11 protein-coding genes are annotated in these 17,402 nt (G+C 72.6%); 5 read left to right on the plus strand and 6 right to left on the minus strand.

What is annotated here, in order from left to right:
• Positions 1-408 precede the first annotated feature (408 nt).
• Together ACFULQ_RS19130 and ACFULQ_RS19135 are read left to right on the plus strand one after the other, a co-directional pair.
• The gene (locus ACFULQ_RS19130) at positions 409-4,524 is read left to right on the plus strand and encodes an AAA family ATPase (RefSeq protein ID WP_383545255.1); all 4,116 of its coding nucleotides are present in this window, start codon (positions 409-411) and stop codon (positions 4,522-4,524) included.
• 158 nt (positions 4,525-4,682) lie between these two features.
• Positions 4,683-5,426, plus strand: coding sequence for a glycosyltransferase family 2 protein (locus ACFULQ_RS19135; RefSeq protein WP_383545258.1), 744 nt, complete (start codon positions 4,683-4,685; stop codon positions 5,424-5,426).
• 106 nt (positions 5,427-5,532) lie between these two features.
• Here ACFULQ_RS19135 and ACFULQ_RS19140 read toward each other — a convergent pair whose 3' ends face one another.
• The 3 genes from ACFULQ_RS19140 to ACFULQ_RS19150 form a co-directional block, all read right to left on the minus strand.
• Positions 5,533-6,768, minus strand: coding sequence for an amidohydrolase family protein (locus ACFULQ_RS19140; RefSeq protein ID WP_383545261.1), 1,236 nt, complete (start codon positions 6,766-6,768; stop codon positions 5,533-5,535).
• 1,113 nt (positions 6,769-7,881) lie between these two features.
• Complete coding sequence (locus ACFULQ_RS19145) at positions 7,882-8,646, minus strand: TIGR03943 family putative permease subunit (RefSeq protein ID WP_383545264.1); 765 nt, start codon at positions 8,644-8,646, stop codon at positions 7,882-7,884.
• Complete coding sequence (locus tag ACFULQ_RS19150; protein ID WP_383545267.1) at positions 8,643-9,713, minus strand: permease; 1,071 nt, start codon at positions 9,711-9,713, stop codon at positions 8,643-8,645. The genes ACFULQ_RS19145 and ACFULQ_RS19150 overlap by 4 nt, the downstream gene beginning before the upstream one ends.
• Positions 9,714-9,935: 222 nt before the next feature.
• On the opposite strand from ACFULQ_RS19150, the gene ACFULQ_RS19155 reads away from it, so the two are divergent.
• A complete protein-coding gene (locus tag ACFULQ_RS19155) occupies positions 9,936-11,888 on the plus strand; it encodes an NAD-binding protein (RefSeq protein ID WP_383545363.1) in 1,953 nt (650 codons plus the stop codon).
• A gap of 225 nt (positions 11,889-12,113) precedes the next feature.
• On the opposite strand, the gene ACFULQ_RS19160 is transcribed toward ACFULQ_RS19155, so the two are convergent.
• The gene (locus ACFULQ_RS19160; RefSeq protein WP_383545270.1) at positions 12,114-13,928 is read right to left on the minus strand and encodes a prolyl oligopeptidase family serine peptidase; all 1,815 of its coding nucleotides are present in this window, start codon (positions 13,926-13,928) and stop codon (positions 12,114-12,116) included.
• 151 nt (positions 13,929-14,079) lie between these two features.
• Between ACFULQ_RS19160 and ACFULQ_RS19165 the strand changes: the two genes are divergently transcribed.
• On the plus strand, positions 14,080-14,454 hold the full coding sequence (locus ACFULQ_RS19165) for a nuclear transport factor 2 family protein (RefSeq protein WP_383545273.1): 375 nt from the start codon (positions 14,080-14,082) through the stop codon (positions 14,452-14,454).
• A 43-nt stretch (positions 14,455-14,497) separates the two neighbouring features.
• Positions 14,498-15,298 carry an SURF1 family protein gene (locus ACFULQ_RS19170; protein ID WP_383545276.1) on the plus strand — a complete coding sequence of 267 codons (801 nt, stop codon included), beginning with the start codon at positions 14,498-14,500 and terminating at the stop codon, positions 15,296-15,298.
• Between the two features lie 39 nt (positions 15,299-15,337).
• On the opposite strand, the gene ACFULQ_RS19175 is transcribed toward ACFULQ_RS19170, so the two are convergent.
• Both ACFULQ_RS19175 and ACFULQ_RS19180 read right to left on the minus strand, forming a co-directional pair.
• On the minus strand, positions 15,338-16,360 hold the full coding sequence (locus ACFULQ_RS19175; RefSeq protein ID WP_383545279.1) for a hypothetical protein: 1,023 nt from the start codon (positions 16,358-16,360) through the stop codon (positions 15,338-15,340).
• Positions 16,361-16,467: 107 nt separating this feature from the next.
• The gene (locus ACFULQ_RS19180) at positions 16,468-17,043 is read right to left on the minus strand and encodes a SigE family RNA polymerase sigma factor (protein ID WP_383545366.1); all 576 of its coding nucleotides are present in this window, start codon (positions 17,041-17,043) and stop codon (positions 16,468-16,470) included.
• Positions 17,044-17,402: the final 359 nt, after the last annotated feature.

The following is a 17,402-nucleotide window of genomic DNA, read 5'->3' on the forward strand; positions in this document are numbered from 1 at the left end:
TCCCGCACGACCACACCGACCACCGAGCACCGCGCACCGCGCACCGCGCACCGACCACCGCACCCACCGGTACTCACCAGCGCTGCCCAAGTGTAGGCGCGGCACAGTGATCGTCCCGCTTCGTCCGGTACCGGTCCCTCCCCTCGTGGGGACCGGTACCGGAGGAAGCGGTGACCGTGGGGGGAATGCGTCCGAGGTCTTCCGGCGCGCTGGTTGGCGCGCGGGGCGTCGGAATGGTGGCCTGTCATGGCGTCGCCGATGGCTGGGCCGCGAGGTCATGATCCTGCCAGCGAAGGGGCGCGAAGAGGAGGTTCCGGTGCTGGAGGCAGTGCGTTAGCGCAGGTCAGCCGTATAGGGTGAGTTTTCCGGTCCGGATTCAACCGCGAGGGAAGTAAGGGGTGGAAGACCTTGAGTTCCGACTCAGGGGCACGCACGGCCTTCGCGGAGCGTCTCGCCCTGCTGTACCGAGAGGCAGGGAATCCGCCCCTCAAGCGGGTGTCCGAGGGAGTCGGCCGGCTCCAGCGGGTCGACGAGCGCGGGCGGCCCGTGCGGGTGTCCGCGCAGCGCATCAGCGACTGGCGGCGGGCCCGTAACGTACCCGCTCAGTTCACCGCGCTCGCGGCCGTGCTGCACATCCTCATTCCCGAAGCGCGGCGGATCAGTCCCACCCCCGTCTCGGCCGGGCTGTACGACCTCGGCCAGTGGCAGCGGCTGTGGGAGCGGGCGGTGGCGCCCGAGGAGGACGAGGGTCCGCAGCAGGCGGAGGCGCCGGCCGGCGTCTGCCCCTACCGCGGTCTGGCCTCCTACCGGCAGGAGGACGCCCGCTGGTTCTTCGGCCGGGAGCGCAGCACTGAGGCGCTCGTCAAGCTGCTCCGCTCGGCCACCGAGACCGGCACGGGCGGTCTGGTGATGCTCGTGGGCGCCTCGGGCGCGGGCAAGTCCTCGCTGCTCAACGCCGGTCTCGTGACCGCGCTGGAGGATGGCGCGCTGGACGGGGAGCTCAGCGGCGGGGCCGTCCCGCGGCACCGGCCCGTCCTGCACCTGGTGCCGGGCGCCGATCCGCTCGCGGAACTGACCCGCCGTATACCCGAGCTGGCGCCGGTCGTCGCCGGGGCCCATACCGGCCGTAGAGCCGATAGCGGCGCGTCCGACGGCCGTAGAGCCGATAGCGGCGCGTCGGACGGCCGTGGAGCCGACGGCGGTACAGCCCGTGACGGTGCAGCCGACAGCCGTACGGCCGATACCGCCACAGCCTCCGGCCACACCACGGACCCCCCTCCCGACCTCGCCGCCGCCACCCGGAAAGCGATCGCCTCGTGGGCTCAGCACGAGGGCACCGCCGCCCGGCCCGTGGTGATCGTGGACCAGTTCGAGGAGGCGTTCACCCTCTGCTCGGACGAGAGCGCCCGGCGCACCTTCGTGCGGCTGCTGCACGCGGCCTGCACGCCCGCGGGGCCGGACGCCGAGGCCCCCGCCCTGGTGCTCCTCGGCATCCGCGCCGACTTCTACGAGCGCTGTCTCGACCACCCCGAGCTGGCGGACGCGCTCCAGCACCGGCACATGGTGCTCGGGCCGCTGACCGGCGGCGAGCTGCGCGAGGCCGTGACCGGTCCGGCCCGGGCCGTGGGGCTGGAGCTGGAGCCGGGGCTCGCGGAGCTGATCGTGCGCGAGGTGAGTGCCGACGGTCCGCGCGGGGCCCATGACGCGGGCGTGCTGCCGCTGCTCTCGCACGCCCTGCTCGCGACCTGGCAGCGCCGCAGGGGCGGCCGGCTGACCGTGGCCGGCTATCGCGCGGCCGGTGGGATCCAGGGCGCGGTCGCGGCGACGGCCGAGCGGGCCTGGTCCGCTCTGGACCCGGCGGCGCGTACGGCGGCCCGGTTGCTGCTGCTGCGTCTGGTGCGGCTCGGCGAGGACACCCAGGCCACCCGCCGGCGCGGCACCCGGCGTCAGCTGGCCGCGGAGTCGACGGACCCGGGCAAGACCGAGGAGTCGCTGGAGGCGCTGGTGCGCGCCCGGCTGGTGACGCTGGACGCGGAGACCGTGGAGATCACCCACGAGGCCCTGCTGACGGCGTGGCCGCGGCTGCGCGAGTGGATCGACGAGGACCGCAGCGACCATCTGCTGCGCCAGCGCATCGAGGAGGACGGCCGCTCCTGGGAGGGCTCGAACCGCGACTCCTCGCTGCTGTACCGGGGCTCGCGGCTGGAGCAGGCCCGCACCTGGGCGAAGTCCGCCGGGGACACCTATCTGACCCGCAGCGCGGTGGAGTTCCTGGCAGCCTCGGTGCGGCTGCGCCGGCGTACCGTCCTGATCGCCCGGGGCGCGGTGTCGGCCCTGGTGGTGCTCGCGATGGTGGCCGTGGGTTCGGCGGTGGTGGCCTGGCAGCAGCGCAACGACGCCGTGTTCGAGCAGGTGGTCGCGGAGGCGGACCGCGTCCAGTACACGGATCCCTCGCTGTCGGCCCGGATCGACCTGGTCGCGCACGCCCTGCGACCCGACGACGAGGGCACCAACACCCGGCTGATCTCCATCGTCAACGCGCCGCTCGCCACCCCGCTCACCGGCCACACCGGTGCCGTGTACCTCACCTCCTTCAGCCCGGACGGCAAGCTCCTGGCCACCGCCAGCTACGACCGGACCGTGCGGCTGTGGGACGTGAGCGACCGCCGGCACCCCAAGGCGCTCGGCGAGCCGCTCGCCGGGGGCACGAGCTGGATGAGCAGCGCCGTCTTCAGCCCCGACGGCACCACCCTGGCCGGTGCCGGGGACGACGGGAGGATCCGCCTGTGGGATGTCCGGGACCCCCGGCACCCGAAGTCCCTCGGCACTCCCCTGACCGGCCACGACGGCACCATCTACCTGATCGCGTTCAGCCCCGACGGGCGCACGCTGGCCTCCGCCGGCGAGGACACGACCGTACGCCTGTGGGACATGCGCGACGCGGCGCGGCCCGAGCCGCTCGACACACTGACCGGTGCCGGGGCGGCCGTGCGGTCGGTGGCGTGGAGCCCCGACGGGCGCACGCTGGCGGCCGGGGGCGATGACAAAACGATCCGCCTGTGGAACACCGCGGATCCGCGGCACCCGAAGGCCTACGACAGGGCCCTCGCGGGGCACTCCGGTCTGGTGCACTCGGTCGCCTTCAGCCCGGACGGCACCGAGCTCGCGAGCGGCAGCTCGGACGACACCGTCCGGCTGTGGGACGTGGCCGACCCGTCCCGGGCGGGTCCCGTCGGCCCGCCCCTGACCGGCCACACCGGTCCCATCTGGTCCGTGGCCTTCAGCCCCGACGGGGGCACGCTCGCCGCGGCCAGCGCGGACAGCACGGCGAGCCTGTGGAACGTGAGCGACCCGGCGTACCCCTCGCAGGTCGGCGAGCCGCTCGCCGGGAGCAGCGGGGAGATGTACGCGCTGGGCTTCAGCCCGGACGGCCGTACGCTCGCGACCGGCAGCGGCGACAGCAAGGTGCGGCTGTGGTCGATCCCGCAGGGAGACATGGTGGGCGGCAGCGGGGCGTTCCGGCGGGACGGCAAGGTGCTCGCCACGGCCGGGCGGGACGGACGGATCCGGCTGTGGAAGGTGACGGACCCGGACCGGCCGGTGGCCCTGGGCGAGCCGTTCACCCCCGAGGTGCGCGACCCGGACTCCCAGGTGCAGTTCTCCCCCGACGGCCGCATCCTCGCGGTGCTCGCCACCGGCCGGGTCCACCTGTGGAACGTCACCGACCCCGCCCACCCCGTCCCCTACGGCCCCGCGCTCGTCCTGCGCTCCCGGTTCATGGGCCCGGACGCGCTGGCGTTCAGCCCGGACGGACGCACCCTGGCCACCGCCTACGACAGCCGCAACCTCCAGCTGTGGGACGTCACCGACCCGGCCCACCCGGTCTCCCACGGCCCGATCGCCGGGCACAAGGGGTACATCGACAGCCTCACCTTCAGCCCGGACGGCCGGACGCTGGCCAGCGGCAGCGCGGACGGCACGATCCGGCTGTGGAAGGTGACGGACCCGGCCCGTACGGCCTCGCTCGGCGCGCCGCTCACCGGGCACGTCGGGCCCGTCAACGTGCTCGTCTTCAGCCCGGACGGGCACACGCTGGCCAGCGGCAGCGACGACGACACGGTCAGGTTGTGGGACGTGACCGACCCCGCGCACGCCGAGCGGGCGGGCGCCGCCCTCACCGGGCACACCGAGGCGGTCGTGTCGCTGACGTACAGCCGCGACGGCGCGAGGCTGGCCAGCGGCGGCAACGACAACACGGTCCGGCTGTGGGACGTGGCCGATCCGTCCGCGGCCGGCCCCATCGGGCGGTCGATGAGCCCCAACGCCAAGACCGGCAACTTCCTCTCCTTCAGCCCCAACAGCCGCATGCTCGGGGTGTCCAGCGGCTCCGACACGATCCGGCTGTGGGACCTCGACGTCGACGACGCGATTCGCCACATCTGTGCCACCACCGGGAATGTCCTGACGCGCCAGGAGTGGAAGGAGTACCTGCCGCGGCTCTCGTACGATCCTCCGTGCGACTGAAGCGCATTACGTGATCCCGCTCACAACTTCTCCCCCCGGCTCAGCAGTCCGCTCCCGCTGTTCCATTTGCCTTGTTAGTCTTGGCCACAGCCCGACCGCTGGTGCATCCCCCGTCGCCAGCGGTCGGGTCTTTTCGTGCATGGCCCAAGTTCTAGGCTGTGCCGGTGCACATAACGATCATCACCGCCGTCCACGCCCCCTCCGCCCGCTTCCTGCCGGAGGCCTACGACTCACTGTGCGCACAGCAACTGCCCGAAGGGTGGGAGTGGCGCTGGGTCTTACAGGAGGACGGCCGGACCGACGAGGTGCACCCGTACGTCCCCGACGACCCGCGCGTGACCTTCCGTCAGGGGCGCCCCGGCGGGCCGGGCGTCGCCCGCACGATTGCACTCGCGCACGCGACGGGGCCGTACGTGAAGGTCCTGGACGCCGACGACCTGCTCACCCCGGGCGCGCTCGCCCGTGACCTGGCCGTGCTGGAGGCCGATCCCGCGCTCGGCTGGGTGACCTCCCGCGCGCTGGACCGGCTCCCCGACGGCTCCACCGTCGCCTTGCCCGGAGACCCCGACGAGGGTCCCCTGGAGCCCGGCGCGCTGCTCGCGCACTGGAAGGCGCACGCCCTTCCGCGGGTCGTGCCGGGGACCCTCTTCGTCCGCCGTGAGCTGCTGCTCGCCCTCGGCGGCTGGATGGCCCTGCCCGCCTCCGAGGACACCGGCCTGCTGCTGGCCCTGGACGCGGTCAGCCCCGGCTGGTTCACCGCCGAGCCCGGCCTCCTGTACCGCAAGTGGGAGGGCCAGGTGACGGGGCAGCCGGCGCATGTGGACTCGGTGGAACTGGAGGCACGGGTGGCGGTGACGGAGGCGCGGGCTCGGGCGTTGGCTGCGTTGGACTGGAGCCGGTGAGGGGGTGCGGGTGTCTGGGGGCTGGGGCTGGGGGCTGGGGGTACCGTCCCGCGCCCCCGCGGCGTGTGTGCGGTGAGCGTTTGTCTCGATGTGCTGTGGTGCCCGGCTAGCGGTCGAAGTCCAGGTCCAGCATGCGGATCGCGTTGCCGCGCATCAGTTTGTAGACCACGTCGTCCGGGAGGCCGGCCACGTGTTCCTCGGCGACCTTCTTGGTGTGCGGCCAGGTCGAGTCGACGTGCGGGTAGTCGGTCTCGAAGGTCGCGTTGTCCACGCCGACGGTCTCGATGGCCTCGATGCCGTGCCGGTCGCGGAAGAAGCAGCAGAAGATCTGCCGGTAGTAGTACGTCGACGGCGGCTCCGGGATCAGGTCCCTGACCCCGCCCCAGGCCCGGTGCTCCTCCCAGACGTCGTCGGCGCGTTCCAGGGCGTACGGGATCCAGCCCATCTGGCCTTCGCTGTACGCCAGTTTCAGCCGCGGGAACTTCACCAGCACCCCGCTGAACAGGAAGTCCATCATCGAGGCCATGGCGTTGTTGAAGGACAGGGACGCCTGGACGGCGGGCGGGGCGTCGGGTGAGGCGGCCGGCATCTGGGAGCTGCTGCCGATGTGCATGTTGACGACCGTCCCGGTCTCCTCGCAGGCCGCGAAGAAGGGGTCCCAGTAGCCGGAGTGGATCGACGGCAGTCCCAGATAGGTGGGGATCTCGCTGAAGGTGACGGCCCTGACACCGCGTTCGGCGTTACGGCGGATCTCCGCGACGGCGAGTTCGACGTCCCACAGCGGGATCAGGCACAGCGGGATCAGCCGGCCGCCGCTGTCCCCGCACCACTCCTCGACCATCCAGTCGTTGTAGGCGCGCACGCAGGCGAGCCCGACCTCCTTGTCCTTGGCCTCGGCGAAGGTCTGCCCGCAGAAGCGGGGGAAGGTGGGGAAGCAGAGGGAGGCCTCGACATGGTTCATCTCCATGTCCTCGATCCGGGCCTTGGGGTCCCAGCAGCCGCGCCGCATCTGCTCGCGGGTGATCCCGTCGAGGGTCATCTCGTCCCGCGAGAACCCGACGGCCGCGATGATCCGCTTGTACGGGAAGAGCAGGCCCTCGTACTCCCACCAGTCCGTGAGCTGTCCTTCCGGATCGGTGGTGAACCGGTACTTCCCGCCGACGTACGCGAGCTCCCCGATGCCGGCGGTGAGCGGCTTCGGCCCCCGGTCCCGGTACTTGGCCGGAAGCCAGGTCTCGAAGAGATGCGCGGGTTCGATCACATGATCGTCCACGCTGATGACTTTGGGGATGTCCCTGACACCCGGTCCGGGCCGGGTCCCGCTCTCGGTGGTGACGGCCATTGCCTGCCCCCTAGCCGGTATCTGATGGGTCGTCAGATTGCAGGCTAGGGGGAGGTACGGGCATCGGCAAGGGCCGGGCGGGGTGGGGTGGGGGGTGGCGGGGGAGTAGCGGGACGGGTGGGTCACGGCGAGGGGGGTGGTTGGGGCCGGGCGATCGGAGTGAACGGGGTCGGCGGGCGCCGGGCGGTCACGGCGCGCAGGGTCGGCGGGGCCGGGCAGTCACGGCGCGTTGGGTTGGCGGGAGTCGGGCAGTGAGCGCGAGCGGGGTCGGCGGGGGTCGGGCAGTCACGGCGAGCAGGGTCGACAGGGCCAGGCAGCCACGGCTCGCAGGGTCGGCGGGAGTCGAGCAGTGAGCGCGAGCGGAGTCGGCGGGAGTCGGGCAGTCACGGCGAGCAGGGTCGACAGGGCCAGGCAGCCACGGCCCGCAGGGTCGGCGGGAGTCGAGCAGTGACCGCGAGCGGGGTCGGCGGGAGTCGGGCAGTCACGGCGCGTTGGGTTGGCGGGTACTGGGCGGTCATCGTGAGCGGGGTCGGCGGGCGCCAGGCAACCACTTCGGGCGGAGTCGGCGAGACGGGCAGTTACAGCCAGCCTCCGGATCGGCCGGTGCAGGGCGGTCACGGCGAGCAGGGTCAACAGGGCCCGGCAGTCACGGCTCGCGGGGGCGGCGGGCGCCAGGCAGTCACTTCGAGCGGAGTCGGTGAGGCGGGCAGTTACAGCCAGCCTCCGGATCGGCCCGTGCGGGGCGGTCACGGTGAGTGGAATCGGCGGTTGCCAGGCGGTCAAGGCCAGCCAGATCGACGGGCGGCCGGCAGTCACTTCGAGCGGTGCCGGCGGGACCGGGCCGTCACAGCCAGCAGGGTCGGCAAGGCCCGGCGGTCACTGCTCGCAGGGTCGGCCGGCGCCGGGGCGAGTGGGATTGGTGGGGTGGACGTCGTGCGCGCGAGGGCGGGAGGAGGTGGCGGGCGGCTTCGAAGGCCCTGGTGGTCGGAGCACTGCCGCGCCTGAGGGCACCTCCCCTTGTCCGGACCGTGCTGGCCGGGACCGCGCTGGACTGCCTGCACGTCTCGCCGGGAAACGGGACCGCATCCTGTGTCCGATCCCCTCAGCTGGAGGTCAGTTGTTCCAGGTCTCGTCGTACGGGTCGGACGGGGTCGGGACCGGCTTGGCCGTGGTGACCTGGAGGTAGGGGATCGGGCCGCCGTTCACCGTGTCCTTGGTGCGCTTGGCGGTGTAGGTGCCGGTGACCTGGAGCCAGCCGTCCGGCCTGAGGACCGGTGGGACCTGCCCGGTCAGGCCGACCTTGACCGGCTGGGCGTCCGCCGCGCAGCAGTTGAGAGCCATGCGGACCAGGTAGGGCGCGCCGGAGTGGTCCAGGGCGATGAACCCGGTGATGGTGATCTGCCGGCCGGCGAGACCCTTGCCGTGCTGATAGACCGCCCGGCCCGCGTAATCGGCCAGGCCCAGACGCAGGGGTCCGGCCGCGGGGAGCTTCTGATAGCCGTACGCCTGCTGGAGCGCCGTACCCGTGCGCATCGCGCTGTAGGAGCCGAGGGCCGGCGGCGCGACCAGGATGAGGGCGAAGAGCGGAAGGACGAGCAGCCAGGAAACGCGGGGTTCGCGATGAACATGCCCATGCTCCACCGACTCCTGCTCCTGCTCCTGCTCCTGCTCCTGCTCAGTCCGCTCCCGCGCCTTCGCCCCGGCCCGCCACTCGTACCAAGCCGTCGCCACCGCCGTCACGATCAGCACCACCCCCGCCGCCAGGACCAGCGGACGCAGCCCCGCCTTGACGTACCGCAGGTAGAGGTCGGTGAGGCCCGCGTGCAGGAGGGCCGCGCCGAGCACGAACAGGACCGCCGACTGCGCCTGCCGGTTCACAGCAGCACCCACCCGGTCAGCACCGAGACCACGATCGCCAGCGCGAGGGTGGCGGGGGCGAAGCGCAGGGCGAAGGCGCGGCCGAAGGTGCCGGTCTGCATCGCGAACAGCTTCAGGTCGATCATCGGGCCGACGACCAGGAAGGTCAGCCGCGCGGTCAGCGAGAACTGGGTCAGCGACGCGGCCACGAACGCGTCCGCCTCCGAGCAGATCGACAGCACCACGGCGAGCGCGGCCAGGGCCAGCACGGCGATCACCGGGTTCTCCGCCGCCGTACGCAGCCACGTCTGCGGAACCACGGCCTTCAGGGTCGCCGCCGCCATCGCGCCGACGACCAGGAAGCCGCCCGCGTGCATCACGTCGTGCCGCACCGAGCCCCAGAAGGCGGCCCCCTTGCCCTGCCCCTCGTACTCGTGACGGGCCGGCGGTTTCAGCAGGTCGGTGCGGCCGAGGCGCAGCCACAGCCAGCCCATCGCGCAGGCCACCAGCAGGCTCCCGACCAGCCGGGCCACCACCATCTCGGGGTTGCGCGGGAAGGCCACCGCGGTCGCCGTCAGCACGATCGGGTTGATCGCCGGGGCGGAGAGCAGGAAGGCGAGCGCCGCGGCCGGGGTGACCCCGCGCCGCACCAGCGCCCCCGCCACCGGCACCGACGCGCACTCGCAGCCCGGCAGCACCGCGCCCGCCACCCCGGCCACCGGCACCGCGAGCGTGGGGTTCTTCGGCAGCGCGCGGGCGAAGAACGACGGCGGCACGAACACCGCGATCGCCGCCGACAGCAGCACCCCGAGCACCAGGAAGGGCAGCGCCTGGACGAGCACGGCGACGAACACCGTCATCCAGCTCTGCATCACCGGCGCGCCCAGCGCCGCGCGGATCGGACCCTGGCAGAGCACCACCAGAAGCATCAACAGGGTCAGCGCGAGAGGGGAGTTGAGACGCCGCGCCTCAGCATCCGGCGCCTGGCCCGGCTCCGGGTCCGGTGCCTGGGGCGGTGCCGTCGGCGGTGCCGGCCGGCGGTCCTCGCCGGTGTCCCGCGGGTGCGGGAGTGCTTTGGTGACGGCCACGGCCGGGATCCCTCCGGTGGTGAGGTGCTGGTTTCCCCACGGGTGCGTACGGCGGTGCTGGTCCGATTGTTCAGTGTGCGCGGCGGTTTGGGGATTTCTTGGGAGATCGCGGGGGCATCGGGACCCGATCCTGGCACCACCCGCCCCGGTGGGGCAGTCTTCTCCCTCGTGGGGAGCGTTCCGAATCAAGGTCCAGGGCTGCCGGGCGACACCGCCGCGCACATGGTGGTGTGCGGGGACGACGGGCTCGCGCACCGGTTGGCGGCCGAACTCAGAGGGGTCTACGGCGAACAGGTCACCCTCGTCGTACCGGCCTCCGAACGGTCCGTGCGGCCACCGGTGGTGGTGCGGGCCCGAGCCGCGTCCGCGCTGCTGGACCGGGTAGTGACGGCGGCGGTCGGACTGACCGGGAACGGCAACTCGGGGGGCGCCGGCGGATCCGGTGGGTCCGGCGGGTCCGGTGGCTCGGGTGCCGCCGGTGGGTCCCGTGCCGCCGGTGGGTCCCGTGCCGCCGGTGGGGCCGGTGCCTCCGGTGGTGAACCCCCTGGTGGCATACGGCTGATGGAGGCCGCCGAGCCGAGCGAGGCCGCCCTCGCCGAGGCGGGCGTGGAGCGGGCGGACGCGCTCGCCCTCGTGTACGACGACGACGAGACCAACATCCGCGCCGCCCTCACCGCGCGCCGGCTCAACCCCCGGCTGCGGCTGGTCCTGCGGCTCTACAACCGCCGCCTCGGCCAGCACATCGAGGAACTCCTCGACCAGGCCGCCGCGCTGGCCGCCGGCAGCACGGGCGACGGCGATACGGCCGAGGGCTCCGGCTTCGACGCCTCCACGACCGTGCTCTCCGACGCCGACACCGCCGCGCCCGCGCTGGCCGCCACCGCCCTCACCGGCACCAGCAAGGTGCTCCAGACCGGCGGCCTGCTGCTGCGCGCGGTCGAACGGCCGCCCGCCGAGACCGGGGTGCACTCCCGCCCCGGCCTCGCCACCCTGGCCCTGCTCTCCCCGACCGACAGCACCGGCCCCGGCGGCGACCAGGGACCGGCACTGCTGCCGGACGCGGCGGCGGTACGGGACGGCGGCGGGCGCGCGACCGTCGTACTGGAGCAGGTCTCCTACGCCGGGCCCGCGCTGCCCGACGGTCGGGGCGTGATGCCCTGGTTCGCCTCGCTGTTCTCGCGGCGGCTGCGGTGGTCGCTGGCCGGCATGGTGGGGTGCGTGGTCGCGCTGGCCGTCGCGCTGTGGCTGGTGACGGGGATCCATCCCCTGCGTGCCTTCTATCTGACCCTCCTCGATCTGTTCGCGATCGACGACCCCGCGATCGGGGAGTCCGTCGGCAGGCAGATCCTGCAACTCCTGTCCGGACTCGCCGGACTGCTCCTCCTTCCGGTGCTGCTCGCGGCGGTCCTGGAGGCGCTCGGCACCTTCCGCACGGTGTCCTCCCTGCGCAAACCGCCCCGTGGTCTCGGCGGACATGTGGTGCTCCTCGGTCTCGGCAAGATCGGCACCCGGGTGCTGACACGGCTGCGGGAGCTGAACATCCCCGTGGTCTGCGTCGAGTCCGACCCCGAGGCCCGCGGCCTCGCCACGGCCCGCCGGCTGCGGGTGCCGGTGGTCCTCGGGGACGTCACCCAGGAAGGGGTCCTGGAGGCCGCCAAGATCCATCGCGCGCACGCGCTGCTCGCGGTGACCAGCGCGGACACGACGAATCTGGAGGCCGTGCTGTACGCGCGGGCCGTGCGGCCCGATCTCCGGGTGGTGCTGCGGCTGTACGACGACGACTTCGCCACGGCGGTGTACCGGACCCTGCGGGCAGCGCACCCGGGCGCCTCGACGCGGAGCCGGAGTGTGTCGCACCTCGCGGCTCCCGCGTTCGCCGGGGCGATGATGGGGCGGCAGATCCTGGGGGCGTTCCCGGTCGAGCGGCGGGTGCTGCTGTTCGCGGCGGTGGATGTGGGCGGGCATCCGGAGCTGGAGGGGAAGACGGTCGGGGAGGCGTTCCGGGCGGGGTCCTGGCGGGTGCTGGCTCGGGAGGAGTCGGGGGACGCGCCGGGGCTGGCGTGGGACCTGCCCGACACGTACGTGCTTCAGCCGTCGGACCGGGTGGTGCTGGCGGCTACTCGGCGGGGGTTGGCGGAGTTGCTGGGGCGCAGGCCGCACGTGGCGGGGGGCTGAGGTGCGGGCCTTCGCCGGAGCGGGGCGGGGTTGGGCGGGGACGTAGGGGTACGCGAAGGTGGTGCCGGGTCAGGTCGTTGTGCGGCTGCGGGTGTGTGTGGGCTGGTCGCGCAGTTCCCCGCGCCCCTCAAAAGACCTGGCCTGACCGCCCCTCCAGGGGCGCGCGGGGGAACTGCGCGGCCAGCCTCCCTCCCCCCACGCACCCGCGGACGAAACTCCTCCCCGCTACCCCAGATGCCGCGCCGCGAAGTCCAGTTCCAGCTTCACCTGTTTGATCCGCTCGTCCACCACCAGTGAGCCGTGGCCGGCGTCGTAGCGGTACACCTCGTGGACCGCCCCGCGGGACTCCAGGCGCTTCACGTAGTTGTCGACCTGGCGGATCGGGCACCGTGGGTCGTTGACGCCCGCCGAGATGTACACCGGTGCCTTCACCTGGTCGACGTATGTCAGGGGCGACGACGCCTCGAACCGCTCCGGGACCTCCTCCGGGGTGCCGCCGAGCAGGGTCCGGTCCATCGCCTTCAGCGCTTCCATCTCGTCGTGGTACGCCGTGACGTAGTCGGCGACCGGCACCGCCGCGATGCCGAGGGTCCACGCGTCCGGCTGGGTGCCGAGGCCGAGGAGGGTGAGGTACCCGCCCCAGGAGCCGCCGGTCAGGACGAGCCGCGCGGGATCGGCGAGCCCCGAGCTCACCGCCCATTCCCGCACCGCCGCGATGTCCTCCAGCTCGATGAGACCGACCCGGTGCTTGAGCGCGTCGGTCCACTCCCGCCCATAGCCCGTGGAGCCGCGGTAGTTGACGCGGACGACCGCGTACCCGTGGTCCACCCACGCGGCGGGGCCGGCCGCGAAGGCGTCGCTGTCGTGCCAGGTCGGGCCGCCGTGGATGTCGAAGACCGTCGGCAGCGGTCCCGTCGCCCCGGCGGGCTTCTGGACCAGGGCGTGGATACGGCCGCCCGGACCCTGCACCCACACGTCCTCCACCGGCACCGAGCCGGGGGACTTCAGGCCGGGCGGGTCGAGGACCACCTCACCCGTCGTCGAGCGCACCGCCGAGGGCTCGGCGGCCGAGGACCACAGGTACTCCACGCTGCCGTCGGGGCGGGCCGTCGCCCCGGAGACCGAGCCGGGCGGGGTCGGGACCTTCTCCAGCTTGCCGCTCGCCAGGTCGTACCGGAAGAGCTCGCTGCGGGCCTCGAAGCTGTGCACGATGAGCAGACCGGTGCCGTCCGGGTACCACTCGGCGCCCACGTCACCGGGCAGGTCCAGGTCCAGGTCGGTCTCCTCGGCGGTGGCCACGTCCCACACCAGCGGCTCCCAGCGACCGCGCCGCTGGTGTCCGACGAGCAGCCGGGTGTCGCCGACGACCGGCGCGAAGCCCAGGACCTCCAGGCCCAGCTCCTCGGCGCCGCCCTTGGTGTCGTCGAGCTCGGCGACCGCCGTGCCGTCCGGGCGGACCACGCGCAGGGCCGAGTGCATCGCGTCGCCGTGCTCGGTGTGCTCGATGGCGATCAGCGAGCCGTCGTGGGAGAGGTCGCCGACGCCCGCCGACTCGCGGTGCCGGTAGATCTCCACCGGGTCCTCGCCGGTCCGCACGAGATGGAGGGAGGTGCCCTCGTCGTCGGTCGAGCGGCCCACGACCGCCGTACGGCCGTCCCGGCCCAGGGCCACGCCCGCGGGATAGGAGGCGTCGAGGCCCGGAGCGGCGGGCTCGTCCGCACCGCCCTCGAAGGGCTGGCGGCGCCAGACGCCGAACTCGTCGCCGTCCTTGTCGTCGAACCACCAGATCCAGGCGCCGTCCGGGGAGAGCACGCCGTCCGTGGTGCCGTTGGGCCGGTCCGTCACCTGGCGCTGCTCGCCCGTGGCCCGGTCCCAGGCGTACAGCTCGTACGTCCCGGTGGCGTTGGACACGAACAAGGAGCGGTCGGGGGCGTCCTCCGCCCAGTCGGGCAGGGACACCCGGGGCGCCCTGAAGCGCTTCTCCCAGTCCGGCATCTCGTTCATCCGCTCGGCCGCGGCGGACCCGTTGCTCTCAGTCATGACCCCATACTGCCTGCCTTCACAGACAATCCGCAGACTAGGTCCCCAGCCTGTGGAAAACTTCTACCGGCCGCTTACCCGGACCCCCTCCCACCAGGTCCGAAAGCCCGCTTCGGGCCGATTGTCAGTGGCGGGGTGCAGACTCGTCCGCATGACCGATCTGCGCAAGACCGTGGAGAGTTTCTGGGCCTTCGCCGAGGCCCGCGACTGGAGCGCGTTCGCGGACACCCTGGCCGAGGACGTCGTCTACACCCTCCCGCAGACGCGCGAGCGCATCAGCGGCCGGGAGCGGTACGTCGAGTTCAACCGGGAGTACCCGGGCGACTGGCACCTGCGGATCGAGCGGGTGGTCGCCGAACCGGGACAGGTGGTCACCTGGGTCCATGTCACGGTGGGGCTGGAGGAGATGTACGGCATCTCGTTCTTCACCGGTGACGAGAGCGGCCGTATATCCGCGGTCACGGACTTCTGGCCGGAGCCCTACGAACCCCCGGCCGGCCGGGACCACCTGACCGAGCGGTACTGACCCCGCGCCCCGGCCGCCAGGGGCGTCCCCGTACCGTGGGGGTGTGTACCGGTTTCTGCTGACGCCCCGCTGGTTCGGCATCAACGTCTTCGTGCTGCTCGCCATCCCGTTCTGCATCTTCATGGGGTCATGGCAGCTGAGCCGGTTCGAGGACCGGATGACGGAGAGCCGGGACGCCGAGAAGCAGGTCGTCACAGACGTGCGGGAGGCCCCGCGGCCGCTGGCCGAGCTTCTGCCGGTGGACAAGGCGACCTCCGGCAAGCAGACCACCGCGACGGGGCGGTACGACAAGCAACTGCTCGTCCCGGACCGTCAGCTGGGCAACCGCGAGGGGTACTACGTCCTGACCCTGCTGCGCACCGACGGCGGCAAGGCCCTGCCCGTGGTGCGCGGCTGGCTGCCCGGCACCCCCGATCCGGCGAAGGTCCCGGCCCCGCCGAAGGGCGAGGTCACCGTCACCGGCGCGCTCCAGGCCTCCGAGACTCCGGGGGACAACGGCGTCAGTGCGCGGGGCGGGCTGCCGGCCGGGCAGACCGCGGCGATCAGCGCGGCCTCGCTGATCAACCTCGTGCCGTACGACGTGTACGACGCGTGGGTGACCCTCAACACCGGTGACTCCGGGATGAAGGCCGTGCCGGCGACCGCGCCCGGCGACAGCGGGCTGGACCTGAAGGCCTTCCAGAACCTCGGCTACACCGGCGAGTGGTTCGTCTTCGCCGGCTTCGTGGTCTTCATGTGGTTCCGGCTGGTGCGCCGGGAGGTGGAGTTCATCCGGGACGCGGAACTGGGGATCGTCCCGGACGAGGAACAGCGGGAACAGTCCCAGGAGAAAACGCCTGCCTGAGGCGCGCCCCCGCGGTCACCGCGGGAGCGCCGCCCGTCGTCACGCCGTCAGCACACCCGTCCAGTACACGGTCCCCGCGCACGCGTTGGACACCGTCGTGGACGCCGTCGGGCCGCCCGCCTCCGCCGTGTTCGTCACCAGGACGCTGCCGTCGGCCGTGCCGTCCTCGGTGATGAGCTGGGTGGAGGTCCCGGTGTCGCCGCCGGTGGAGGAGCCCGCGCTGGAGGAGGTGTCCGGGGAGGAGGTGGGATCGGGGGTGGGGTCGGTCGAGGGGTCCGTGGTGGGGCAGGTCTCGGACGGCACCCAGGCGAACTTCACGTCGTAGGAGGAACCCGGCTGGAGCAGCAGCTGGGTGACCTCGACCGACGGGTCCGGAAGCCCGGCCGCCGCGTCACCGGAGGCATGCCGCAGCGAGCCGATCTTGCTCCCGTCGGCCGCGCCCTGCGGACTCGCGGTCACGGTGCCGGGACCGGTGACCGTGCAGGCGGCGGTGGAGCCGTTGGTGACGTGGAAACTGCCGTACACCGTGCCGGAGGCGTCGGGCGCGGCGGTGGTCGCCGTGGGCGTGCCGAGCTGCGCGGCCGTACAGACCGGGGTGCTCGCCGCGGACGTGGCGGACGGGTCGGCGCCGCTGCCGGCCCCGGTGCTCGCGCCCGCGGTCCTGCCCTTGTCGTCGCCCTTCGCGTCGGCCTTGCCCTTGTCCTCCGTCTTGCCGGCGGAGCCGCCGGAGGTGGACTCGCCGCCCTCCTCCTGCTTGCCCTGGCTGGCGCCGCCCTGCATCTGGGAGGTGTGCCCGGCGTTGGAGGTGTTGGCACTGGTGGTGGAGGAGGAGACATGCACGACGGCGGGGATGGCGGTGCCGATGAACAGGGCCGCGGCCGCCATGCCGACCAGGGCCTGCCGCTTGCGTGCCCGTCGGGCGGGGACCGCCTTGCGCAGGTGCTCCAGGGTGCCGTCGCGCGGCTCCATCTCCTGGACCGCCTGCTGAAGCATCCGTCGCAGTGCCAGCTCGTCCGAGTCGAACTCCCCCGTGGAGCTCAGATCGTCGGGGCCGTGATTCACAGTTCCGTTCCCAGCGTGCGATTGCTTGTGCTCTTGCTTGTCGACCCACGTCGGCTCATGCCATTCGTAGGGTTCGTGTCGCCGTTCCTCGGAGCCGCCCTCGCCGCTCATGCCGACGCCTCCATGGCGACGCGCAGCGCGGCGATCCCCCGGGAGCCGTACGCCTTGACCGAGCCCAGCGAGATGCCGAGCGTATCGGCGACCTGGGCCTCGGTCATGTCCGCGAAGTAACGCAGGACCAGGACCTCACGCTGGCGGCGTTGCAGTCCCTTCATGGCCTTGATGAGGGAGTCGCGCTCCAGCTGGTCGTAGGCCCCCTCCTCGGCGCTCGCCATGTCGGGCATCGGCTTGGACAGCAGCTTGAGTCCGAGGATGCGCCGGCGCAGGGCCGAGCGGGAGAGGTTGACGACCGTCTGGCGCAGGTACGCGAGGGTCTTCTCCGGGTCGCGGACGCGTTTGCGCGCCGAGTGGACCCGGATGAAGGCCTCCTGGACGACGTCCTCGCAGGAGGCGGTGTCGTCGAGGAGGAGGGCCGCGAGACCGAGCAGGGAGCGGTAGTGCGCCCGGTAGGTCTCGGTGAGGTGGTCGACGGTGGTCCCGGCCGCCGCCGCTTCCTCGGCGCCGTCACGCTGACCGGGTATGCGGGTGGGTCGCGCTGCGGGCATGGGCGCGATCACCGGCATGCCACCGGGCGCCCCGGGCCTGCGGGGCCGGAGGACGGCCGCGCCGCTCGGCGCGGCCGGGAAGTCGAGTACCTGAGCCACGCCAGTTGGACACACTCACCCCCGCGAGGGTTGTACGCGGCTGTCCATCTTCTCTCAGGCAGCACAACTGACCGTGCGTCAAACGCGCTCATGCCTACCCGCTCTTCCCCTGTGTCCTGAATGAGCGAGGCGTCCCCACGCCTCGTACCGCATCCCCACACCCCCTGAAAGGGCGTTCGCAAAGACGCTCCCCGCCCTCCGCGCGGTTGCGGAGAGCGGGGAGGAAAATCTTCGGACGCCGAAGCGCCGGGATCAAGTGGTACGGACTATTGGTCGCA

The organism is Streptomyces sp. NPDC057253 (assembly GCF_042669125.1).
Taxonomy (GTDB): Bacteria; Actinomycetota; Actinomycetes; order Streptomycetales; family Streptomycetaceae; genus Streptomyces.

What these genes read in the sequence shown, in the direction of transcription:
- ACFULQ_RS19165 (WP_383545273.1), top strand. Translation starts at nt 14,080, where the DNA reads ATGACCGATCTGCGCAAGACCGTGGAGAGTTTCTGGGCCTTCGCCGAG.
- ACFULQ_RS19160 (WP_383545270.1), bottom strand. Translation starts at nt 13,928, where the DNA reads ATGACTGAGAGCAACGGGTCCGCCGCGGCCGAGCGGATGAACGAGATG.
- ACFULQ_RS19155 (WP_383545363.1), top strand. Translation starts at nt 9,936, where the DNA reads ATGGTGGTGTGCGGGGACGACGGGCTCGCGCACCGGTTGGCGGCCGAA.
- ACFULQ_RS19140 (WP_383545261.1), bottom strand. Translation starts at nt 6,768, where the DNA reads ATGGCCGTCACCACCGAGAGCGGGACCCGGCCCGGACCGGGTGTCAGG.
- ACFULQ_RS19180 (WP_383545366.1), bottom strand. Translation starts at nt 17,043, where the DNA reads ATGCCGGTGATCGCGCCCATGCCCGCAGCGCGACCCACCCGCATACCC.